Source organism: Kitasatospora sp. NPDC001603, from assembly GCF_040298365.1.
Lineage (GTDB): Bacteria > Actinomycetota > Actinomycetes > Streptomycetales > Streptomycetaceae > Kitasatospora.
The window spans coordinates 1-10401 of sequence record NZ_JBEPAA010000141.1; the positions used below are offsets into that span (position 1 = coordinate 1).

Sequence of the window (10401 nt, forward strand, 5' to 3'; positions counted from 1 at the left end):
GGGCCCGCAACAACCCCGGCACACCCCACCCCCTACCGCACCAAATTCACCCCAACGGAGGCCATATACCCGCTACTTGGGGAATTCAGCACTAGTCCAGCCGTGCCCTCCAGCCGCCAGGTCTTGTGCCGGTCCTTGGTGTTGCCGTCGGAGGCGACCAGGCCGTGCAGCGTGAGGTCGCCGAGCGCCTGCCGGATCGGATCGGGGCCGTGATCGTTTGACATGGCAGGGGACGTCCGCCCGGGGCGCCCGCGGTGGATACGCGAAAAGAGAGCACTGTGACTGTGACGACTGATAACCAGCCGATCCGGATCACCTGGTGGAGCACGCAGACCAGGCACTTCACATTCGACGGCCTGACGACGATCTGCAAGAGGAAACTGCCTGTGCAGGCACGGGTCGGCGCCGAGGAGCCGCAGTGGTACCTGAAAGGGAACTGCTACAACTGCGCGCGCAACCTCTACTCCCGTTACCGGGACCTCGGGCTCATCTGCCCGCGCAACGGCCGGGACTTTCCTCCCCGTTCCCAATGCCCGCACCAACGAGTTCCGGGGGACTGTGTCCGCTGCACCCCTGCTGCGGCGCAGAACTGGCCGTGTCCCAATGGGTGCACCGATCCGGTCGACCATGACCCACTTCGCCGGTACACGAAGTGCACGGTGCATCCGCTACGACGTGAGCCGGTCGCTGAGGGCGAACGCTGTGCCGGCGGGTGCGAGACCGTCGAGCGGGCCATGCACCGGGCGAATCCAAGGCTGCGCTTCGACCTGGCCGACAGTGCCTCAATGGACTGCTACCACTGTGATCTGGAGGTCGATGGGTGGTGGGAATGACCCCTCACTCCCCCGCTGACGGGGGCACCAGTCAGTGTCGAGGCGGCGGGTACACAGGGCCCGGTCCTGAGCGTGTCCCGGGGTCGCAACGGGCGGTGCTGGTCAGCCGGTTGGGCCAAGGCGGCTGAAGGCCCATCGGAGCACTTCCTGGTCGACGCGGGTGCGGCCGGTGCGCTGGAGGGCTGTGTGGGTGTGGGCGGTCAGGCGGGCCCAGTTGCGGAAGTTGCCGTGGGTGGCGTGCTGGTCGGCGAAGGCGATGTCGGCGGGATCGGCTTCGGCCCAGAGGAGGTGGTAGAGCGGGATGACGTCCAGGACCTCTTCGGGGGTGAGGCGGGCGAGGCGCTGCCAGATGAAGATCCTGGAGGAGAGCATCGGTTCCTTGCGCAGGGTCTGGTAGCAGCCTTCTCCGCCGACGAAGACGACGGCGAGCTGGGTGTAGGGGTCGTCCTGGTGGCCGAGTGTGCGCGGGCGACAAGCTCGCGGTGGACCGCGGAGGCGTTGCCACGCCAGTAGGCCAGCAGCACCCGGACCTCAGGGGTGATCTCGAACCGGTCGCTGTGGCGCGCCCCGGGGTCGTCCGCGCTGGCGGGTGTGGCGGTGGCGTCGGCCAGCCACCGCCACACCGTCCGGTCCGAGACCGCCAGACGCTGCGCCGTGGTGTGGACGTGTGCCCGGGTGAGCCGGCCCTCGGCACGCAGGCCGAGAAGACGGCGTACCGCGGGCGCACGCAAGGCCTTCAACGACACGACGTCCAGGACGGGCTCGACCTCAGCTGGCGCAGGCGCGAGCGCCGAGATGGTGGCGGTGCCGTCGGGAGTGGGGATGTTCACCGGTGTCCTTTCCGCATGCGGCGGGGCGGTGGCGGCTGGCCCAGCAGCGCGGTGGCGGCCAAGGTAGCGGGGTCAGGGGTTGGGGCCGAGCCGGGAACACGCCCTGGACAGCAGCGCGCCGTCCGCACCGGTGCCGGGATGCTGATCCAGGGCCGCGTAGGCGTGGGAGGTGATCTTCGCCCAGGTCCGGAAGTTCCCCCGCCCACAGGTCTCGTCCGCGTGCAGCAGATCGGCGTCGACCGCGGTGTGCCACAGCGGATGGAACAGGCGCAGCACGGCGGGAACCTGGGAGGCCTCCAGGCGCGGGACGTGCTGCCAGGTCAGCACCCGCGAAGCCAGGGCCGGGGCCCGGGCCAGCGTGCGCTCGGCACCGGCCCCGCACAGCACCAGCGAGGCCTGCGTGGCGGGAGCGTCCGCGAGCGGCCGCAGGTAGTCCAGCTCCGGGGCGGCGATGCGCTGCACGTCGTCGATCAGCAGCACCCCCGGGGAACTGAACGCGTCGATGAGCGCGCGGTCGGCCGCATCCGTGCGGTTCGTCAGCGCGGTCGCCGGCAGGCCGAAGGCGGCCAGCAGCGCGGCGCGCAGCTGCGGCAGAGCCGGCTTCACCGCCACCTGCGCCTGACGGACCGGCACACGACGCGGCAGCAAGCCCAGAGCCTGATGGACCGCGACCGTCTTGCCCTGCCCCGCATCCCCGTAGACACAGGCGATCCCCCGCGCGGCGACCGTATGCGCGAGTGCTTCCGTCACCTCCCCCAGCTGGCGTGTCGCGACCACATGAGCGCCGGGAACGTACAACCGCACACCCAGCGGCACGGCCCCCGCGGAACCATCGGGCACAACCGCCCGCACGGGTTCGGTGGCGGGCGAGGCCTGGCCGGCCTCATCGACCGTGCCCGGCAACGCGAGATCGGCCAGCGCCCGGTCATACACCGCCGACTCCACCCGACCACGCCCTGGGCGCACACCCTGCAGAACACGGCCAGCCCGCTGTTCCCGGCGCACCGCCCGGTGCAGCGTCCCCAACGACGGCATCGGTCCCCCGGACTCCTGGCCCGGCCCGCAAACGGCCTGTCCGGTCAGCTCGCGGTGCAGCGCCGCCACGTTCCCGCCCAGCTCGGAAAGCCGGGCCCAGAACTCGTCCGTGACCGTGAAAGCGCCGCGGCGCGGCACCGGTTCCATACGACCCGACCGCCGGGCGATGGCCAGCCAGTTCCACACCGTACGCACCGACACCCCAGCCGACTCGGCCGCGATCCGCACATGCACCGACGACAGCTGCCCGGCCTCGTCCACCGCGAGCAGACGACCTACCACCACCCGCCGCGTCAGCGCCCGCTCCCCCGAACGGGACACCAGCGGGTCCTGCGGCCCGGACACCGGAACAGCCCCCGGGACGGGATCGGACGACACGGACAGAGGCGCAGCGGTCATGGGTACCAGCCCACTCCCCCAACACAGCAAGCCGCACAGGAATAAGCGTCCTCATGTCAGCCACAGTCCTGGTGTGCTAGACCCGATCAGCGCACCGTTTCAGCGAGATAGTCACCTCGTGACAGCCATGATCTGTCGCATCATCAAGCAAATGCCCAGCTCAGTGGCTTTCTCCCCGGCATCTGGCTGCTGCTGACCAAGCCGCTGACACCACCCCACCCACTCACACAGGGAGACAGCCCAGCACCGGCAGGTGGGCGGGCCTGCGGCGGGCCGGACGAACGGGCGAGCCGTCAGGCGAGCGGCCGGACGAGCTAGCGAGGCCAGGCAGGACGGCGGAACGGCGGGCCGGACCGGCAGCCGGACGGCGGGCGGGCCGCGGCGACGAGCCGGCCGGGCAGCCTGCGGAACGGACGGCGGCGCAGCACCGGGCCGGACCGGAACGGAACGGGCGCAACGACAGCGGCGGACCGGACCGGCAGCCAGCAGACGGGGCGCACCCGACGAGCGGGGCTCAGCAGCGGAGCAGTGCCGGGGCCGGAACGGCGGCCGATGCCGCGATGCAGCGCCGGCACGCGGTTCAGGCGCGCAGCCGGGCCGGGCGGCGGCGGGCCAGAACGGAACGGAACGGGTGCAACGACGGCGGTGGGCAGGACGGCGAGCGGCGAACGGGCGGCGGGCCGGACGAACAGGCCCTCAACCACGAGGCCGGACCATGAGACCGCGGCCCAGAGCAGACAGGCCCCGCCGGCAGCCGGGCAACAACGGCAACGGACAGCGGTCGGCGGCAACACCCTCACGAACCGGCCCAGGACAGCTCCACCACCGGTGGCGCCGCCGGCCGGCCCGCTCCCCACCTGCGACACGGAGAAGCAGGACCATGAACGACCCCCACGACCGCCCGACGGCCGCCGTGGACCCCTTCCCCCAAACTGCCGGCCCCGGCAAGCCCTCCAAGCTCTCCACGCCGGTGTCCACCAAACCCTGACCGCCGCCGGCTTCGACCCGCAGATTCCCGATGCCCCCGGACTGCGACTGCGCCTGGACGAGCGCGGCGTGCTGATCGAATGGCGCCCCACCGACACGCTCGGACCTGCCATACAGGTCACGGACGGACACGAGGTCCGCCGAGGACTGCCCGACCTCCGTGGCATCCGCCACGCCCTCACCGCGGCCCTCAGTCAGACCCTCCAGGACGCTGGGTACCGGACCACCCCTACCGACCACGCCCTGTTCCTGGTCACCGGAACCCGGCCCCGGCACGCCGGGTGAGGACAGACAGCAACACGCCGCCAATGGCACCTCGTTCGGCGGACTGCTGTTCGGTGTGAGCGAGCTCGTCGTGGGTCGCGGCGAGCGCGACTTCGGTCCAGTTCTGGGAGGGGACGTCGTGTTGGGCGCTGCGGACGGCAGTGAGCCGGCCGTCCTGGTTGAGGACCGGTTCGGCGCCACCACCACCCTCGATCACCTTCGGCGCGAGGCACGCCGATCGCCACAGCGTTCAGACGTCCTCGCCCTACCGCTCACCGGTCACCACTTGGAGCGGGACCGACCGAATGCACGCGCATCGTCCGGTGGGCACGGACAAGCGGCCTGAACGGCCGCCACGAGATCAGGAGGGGGAGGCGTCGGCCGGAGCCGGGTGGCGGCCGAACCAATCCAGGCACACGACGAGGGCGTCGTCCTGGGGGTCGTCGTCGCGGTGGGCGGCGAGTTCGGTCAAGATCGCGCGGGGCACCTCGGCCGCCGGCAGCAGTCGGGTCGCCAGGATGGCGCGGGCCAGCGCCGCGGTGCCGTAGGTCTCGCCCGCTTTCGAGGCGACGGCGTGCACACCGTCGCTGACGAAGATCAGCCGGTCGCCGCGCTGCACCCGGGCCTGCTGCGGCTCGTAGGGGGTCTCGTCGGCAAGACCCAGCGGCAGCTGCGCCTCGAACGGAATGTGCTGGACGGCGCCGTCCCGCAGCCGCAGCAGCTTCGGGGAGCCCGCGTCGACGATCTCCACCAGGCCGGTGTCCAGGTGGAACTCGAGCAGAAGGACGGAGACGTGGGCCTCGCCGCGGTACTGGCCGTAGACGGCCTGATCGGCCAGCGCTGCCTGGTCCGCGATGTCGATGCCGGCTCGCCGCGCGTTGCGCAACGCGTTGATCGCGAGATTGGTGAGGAGCGAGGCGTCAATGCCCTCGCCCATGCCGTTGGTGATGGTCAGGGTGAGGCGGTCCTCGGTGGCCGACCAGTCGAAGTTGTCGCCGTGGATGGCATAGGCGGGCTCCAGTTGGGCGCCGATGGCGTACTCCTCCCGCGCGCAGGCACGGGCTGGCAGCAGCTGCCACTGCATCTCGGCGGCCAGCGTGAGGCGGTCCTTACGGCGGGCCCGGAGGTAGAGGTCGGTGTCGCGGTCCGCGACGACGATCTGGTGGCCGAGCATCTCGGCGATCTCGCCGAATTCCGCCTGCCGCTCCGGTGTGAGGTCAGCGCGATCCACTTCGATGCTGAGCACGCCGAGGCGGTCGCCCCGCACGGTGACCGGCAGGTGCACCACAGCGCCGCCCTCCGAGCCGGGCTCGGTGAACGCCTGCTGGGAACCGAAGGCCCTGCCGGGCGCCCCGGCGTGTGCGGGCAGCGGCTCGGCCGTGTGCGGCAGGTCGGTCACCCGTTGCAGCACGGTCAGGCTGTAGTCGGCCAGTAGCAGCTCGACTGCCCGCACGCCGTAGCAGCGTCCGAGGATCTCACGAGCTGTGTCCAGCAACGCGTACGGGGCGGCGGTGCGCAGCGCGCGCTCGACCGCGGCCAGATCGGCTGTCACCCGTTGTTCTCCTTCTCCTGCGAAAGCGGGCCGATTCGGCAGACCGGTTACCCGGTGAGGGGACCGGGATGCCAGCATGGACCTTATGGACCCCGTCTCCCCGTTCCCGGGCCGTGCCGAACATGCGGCCACCGCGTCGTCCGTGGTGGAGCTCTTGGAGGTCCTCTGGGGTCGGGGCCGGGACCTGGCCATAGCCCCGGTGTCGGTGTCCCAGCTACGGTTGCTCTATGTACTGGCGGAGAACGAGGGGATCAACCTCCGCACGCTCACCGACACCCTCGCATCGCTCCCTTCGTCGGTCAGCCGGCTGTGTGACCGCCTCGAGGCGATCGGGCTCGTCCGGCGCACCGCCAGTACGACCAGTCGGCGCGAGCTCCAACTGCACCTGACACCTGCCGGGCGGGACTTCCTGGCCCAGCTCCGCTCGGCTCGCGAACAGGCACTCGCCGAGGTCCTCGATGCCATGCCCGCAGCCGACCGCCGTGCGTTGATGACCGGCCTGACGGCCTTCCGCAGGGCTGCGACCCCGCGGACGGGTGAGACTTCTGCCGCACGGTCGGCCTGAACGACCTTCGGTCGCTGCACCCTGCCGTTAAGGCCACTGGGGGACGATCCGCTGCCGTCGTTGAGGAAAGGTGCAGACGGGCCACAGGCTTACGGGCACGGCCGCACGGCCGCCGATTCATCGGATGCGCTCCGGCATGTAACCGATAAGCCCAAGCGCGTCCGCCGACTTTGTCCTCCCCGCAGTTCCTGCGGGCCACGGGGCCGGCGGTTCGGTCGGCTCGTCAAGGCACTGACCTGGCACGCAGTGCCCCGGCCGATCCGTCGGTTCCGAGGGTCGGGTGCAGAGGGCGGGGAGAGGGGGCGGGGTATGGCAGGGCAGCTGCGGCGACTTACCGTGACCATCCGGTAGCAGTGCGTCTACGCTGCACCGCCGCCTCGAACATGTGCCGGGGCTGTGCGGGGATCGGGTCCGAGGTTGCGTTTCTGGTGGACGATGCGAGACGGTTGCCGCGATGCAACATTTTCGAGCTGTAGAAGGAGCGGAGTACGCTCGATGCATTCCCGCGCCTATGAGTGCTCCCCAGGGCCCTGCCGCCCCTGCGCGAGCAACCGCCGACCTTGTCGCGAGGGCGTGGCATCATGCGCCCTGCCCGGCGCTGGTGATGGACGCCGCGGGCGTCGTGCTGGAGGCGAACGAGTCGGCCCGCGCGCTGTTCAACCACGCGGTGGGCGACGTGCTGGCGGATCTTGCCGTGCCCGACTGGCTCGTCCAGGCGCATCGTCGTCAGGGGGGAGCCGACGGCGGTTCCCCCGCACTTCCCGCCCCTTCGGGCGCGGTGCACCACCGCACCTTCGAGGCGCACCCCACCGATGACGGAGGGGCACAGGTGTTGTGGTGGCTGATGGAGATCACCGATCTGCGCGTGGCAGAGCAGGCGCTGAGAACTGAGCGGGACCGTACCGATCTGCTGTCGCAGATTTCCAGCGCGCTGCTGTCCTCACTGAATGTCGAACGCTGCACGGAGGTGACCGCCCGGATGGCTGCCGACCACCTCGCGGATGCGGCCGTCATCGTCGGCCCCGCCCACGGGTACCGCCACCCCCTGACCTACGCACAGAACGGCGGCCCGGTCACGCAGAGCATGGCCCGGATCGACCCGGCCACCGTGCCCGGCCTGGCGGAGGCCCTTCAGGGTTACCCACCGGTGCCCACCCGCTGGATCAGCCCCGACGAGATCCCCGACTGGGCGATCCCGCCCGGCTTCACCGGTCCCATCGGATCGGTGATCGTCACTCCCCTGCCCGGTCACGGCGTCCCCGCCGGCGTGCTCGTCCTGCTCCGGGCCGATACCCACCGCGCCTTCACCGACCGCGAGGAGGTCTTCGCCCGGCTGTTCGCCGCCCGGGCGGGCGCCGCCCTGTCCGCGGCCCGCCTCTACAGCGAGCAGGCCGCCCTCACCACCGTGCTGATGCGCGACCTCCTGGCGCCCACGCTGGAGCGCGTGCACGGCATCGATTACGCCGGCAGCTACCGGGCCGCCAACGACCACGAACGCGTGGGCGGAGACTTCTACGACGTCCACCCCGGCGCGGATCCCTCCCAGGAGACGTTCGCGGTCCTCGGCGACGTCGCGGGCAAAGGACTGGAGGCTGCCGCACTCACCGGCAAGATCCGCAGCGTCCTGCACGCCCTGCTCCCCCTGTCGGGAGACCACCAGCAGGTGCTCGGCCTGCTGAACGGCGCCCTGCTCACCTCCCACCATGCCCGGTTCGCGACGCTGATTCTCGTGTCCGCCCGGCGACGGGCCGGGCAGGTGGACCTGAGGCTGACCAGCGCCGGCCACATGCGTCCGCTGATCGTCCGCAACAGCGGCCAGGTGGAGGAAGCCGCCACATCCGGCCAGTTGGTCGGGGCACTGCCGAAGGTGACCTCCCGCACGGTCACGACCGTCCTGGCTCCCGGCGAGACCTGCCTGCTCTACACCGACGGCATCACCGAGGCTCGCGGCGGACCGACCGGTGGTGAGTTCTTCGGTGAACAGCGTCTGAGGCGGGCCCTGGAGGAGTGCGCGGGAATGCCCGCGCAAGCGATCACGGAGCGGGTGCAGATGCTGGCTTCCCAGTGGTTGGGCCGGGGACGGCACGACGACATGGCGACTCTCGCCATCGGCGCGCCGCGGGGCGGACCGCTGAGGATCGTGGAAGGGCGGGGCGGGAGGAACACATGAGCAGCAGTGGCAGCGCGTGGGTGGCCGAACTGGGTGACAGGTTGTGGACGGCGGTTGCGGGCGGTGACGAGCACGCCGCCGTGGACGTGATCGAGGACGCCCTCGACGCGGGCCACGACAGGGAGACGCTGTTGCTGGAGGTGATCGGGGCCGTCCAGGAGAGGGTGGGCGCCGAGTGGGCCGCGAACCGGATGTCCGTGGCCCAGGAGCACGCCGCGACCGCCATCAACGAGCGGGCGATCGCGGCCGTCGTCCATGGCCACGGGGTGACCGCGGACAGCGTTCGAGGTCGGATCACCGTGAGCTGTGTGGACGGGGAGTGGCACGCTCTGCCTGCCCGTCTGGTCGCCGAAGTCCTGCGACTGCGTGGCTGGCAGGTCGACTACCTGGGTGCCCAGATCCCGACCTCGCACATGATCGCCCACCTGCACGCGACCAACCCGCACGCGGTGCTGCTGTCCAGTTCCCTGCCCACGCACCTGCCCACCGCGCACACCGCGATCGCCGCCTGCCAGGCCGTGGGGATACCCGTCCTGGTGGGCGGGCGGGCGTTCGGCACGGACGGGCGCTACGCCCGCGCCTTCGGAGCGACCCGATGGGCGGCCAACGCTCGCGACGCCGCATCCGCGCTCGACGCCGGATTGCCCAGGCCCGATCCGACCGCCGCCCGACACGCGGTGGACGATCTGCCCCACCTGTCCGACCAGGAATACACCATGGTCGGCCGCTCCCGCGCTCAACTGGTGAAACAGACGCTCGTCGATCTGGAGAACCGTTTCCCCGCGATGCGCTCCTACAGCGACGATCAGCGCGAGCGCACCGCGGAGGACCTCGCCCACATCGTCGACTTCCTCACCACCGCCCTGTACGTCGACGACCCCGACCTGTTCACGACCTTCGTGACGTGGACGGCGGACATCCTCCGTGCACGATCTGTACCCGCTCGATCACTGACGGCAGGCCTGGCCGTCCTCACCGAGCAGTTGCGCGACTTCCCACGTGCCACCGCCCTGCTCGGCCAGGCAACCGCCCGTCTCACCGGCCCCGCGGCCCCTTCCACCCCCGAACCAGGTTCACACGCATGACAGCGCCCACACCATTCATCGACATCGACCCCCAGGCCGGGGCGCTCGTCGTCCGCATCACCGGCGAACTGGACCACGACACCGGTCCGGACCTCCTGGACGCCGTCGCGACACACCTCGTGCGCCGACCGTCACCGCCCGAGGTCCGGCTGGACTTCGCCGGCCTCACGTGGATCGACTCCACGGGCCTGTCGACACTGCTGATGGTCCACCGCCACACCACAGCGGCCGGTACCACCCTGCACCTGGACAACCGCCCCGATGTGCTCGAACGGGTGCTCAACCTCACCCAGACCCTCGAACACCTCACCGGTCCCGCCGCGCGGGACCTCGACGCGGAAGCCGTCCCGGACGCTGCCACGGGCGGATAGCTGTCCGCTGTCCGGCCCGCCAGGGCGGCGACGCGGCCTGGGCCATCCGCATCGCGGTCGAGGGGCCGGCCGCCGCTGGGAAACGACCCGGCGGGGCGCCGTCGCAGGCCTTCGCCTTCCCGGGACAACGATGTTCCGCGGCATCTTCCGCACGGACGGGCGGTTCACCCGACGGCGTCCGCCGGGGCGCCCGAGGCCCAGCGCGGTGGCCCGGAACGCCGAACGGCCGGACCCCGGGGAGAGGGTGGTGACGGAGAAGCAGGCGGCCTCGTCCGAGGGGGCGGCGACCGCGTACGGGGACCAGGCGGTG

The 10401-nt window shown here is 71.2% G+C and carries 8 protein-coding genes; 4 read left to right on the plus strand and 4 right to left on the minus strand.

The window, feature by feature from the left end:
• Positions 1–32: 32 nt before the first annotated feature.
• From ABT263_RS37895 to ABT263_RS37910, 4 genes are all read right to left on the minus strand, one after another.
• Positions 33–224, minus strand: a complete 192-nt coding sequence (locus tag ABT263_RS37895) for a hypothetical protein (protein WP_352298258.1) — start codon at positions 222–224, stop codon at positions 33–35.
• A gap of 711 nt (positions 225–935) precedes the next feature.
• Positions 936–1205, minus strand: coding sequence for a TniB family NTP-binding protein (locus tag ABT263_RS37900; protein WP_352298260.1), 270 nt, complete (start codon positions 1203–1205; stop codon positions 936–938).
• A gap of 530 nt (positions 1206–1735) precedes the next feature.
• Positions 1736–3097, minus strand: a complete 1362-nt coding sequence (locus ABT263_RS37905; RefSeq protein ID WP_352298263.1) for an AAA family ATPase — start codon at positions 3095–3097, stop codon at positions 1736–1738.
• A gap of 1612 nt (positions 3098–4709) precedes the next feature.
• Positions 4710–5900 (minus strand): PP2C family protein-serine/threonine phosphatase, encoded by a 1191-nt coding sequence (locus tag ABT263_RS37910; RefSeq protein WP_352298265.1) that lies wholly within the window; start codon positions 5898–5900, stop codon positions 4710–4712.
• A gap of 85 nt (positions 5901–5985) precedes the next feature.
• On the opposite strand from ABT263_RS37910, the gene ABT263_RS37915 reads away from it, so the two are divergent.
• From ABT263_RS37915 to ABT263_RS37930, 4 genes are all read left to right on the plus strand, one after another.
• Complete coding sequence (locus ABT263_RS37915; RefSeq protein ID WP_352298268.1) at positions 5986–6465, plus strand: MarR family winged helix-turn-helix transcriptional regulator; 480 nt, start codon at positions 5986–5988, stop codon at positions 6463–6465.
• A gap of 511 nt (positions 6466–6976) precedes the next feature.
• Positions 6977–8635, plus strand: a complete 1659-nt coding sequence (locus ABT263_RS37920) for a PP2C family protein-serine/threonine phosphatase (RefSeq protein WP_502885933.1) — start codon at positions 6977–6979, stop codon at positions 8633–8635.
• Positions 8632–9720, plus strand: coding sequence for a cobalamin B12-binding domain-containing protein (locus tag ABT263_RS37925; RefSeq protein ID WP_352298270.1), 1089 nt, complete (start codon positions 8632–8634; stop codon positions 9718–9720). The genes ABT263_RS37920 and ABT263_RS37925 overlap by 4 nt, the downstream gene beginning before the upstream one ends.
• Complete coding sequence (locus ABT263_RS37930; RefSeq protein ID WP_352298273.1) at positions 9717–10091, plus strand: STAS domain-containing protein; 375 nt, start codon at positions 9717–9719, stop codon at positions 10089–10091. Before ABT263_RS37925 ends, ABT263_RS37930 begins: the two co-directional genes overlap by 4 nt.
• Positions 10092–10401: the final 310 nt, after the last annotated feature.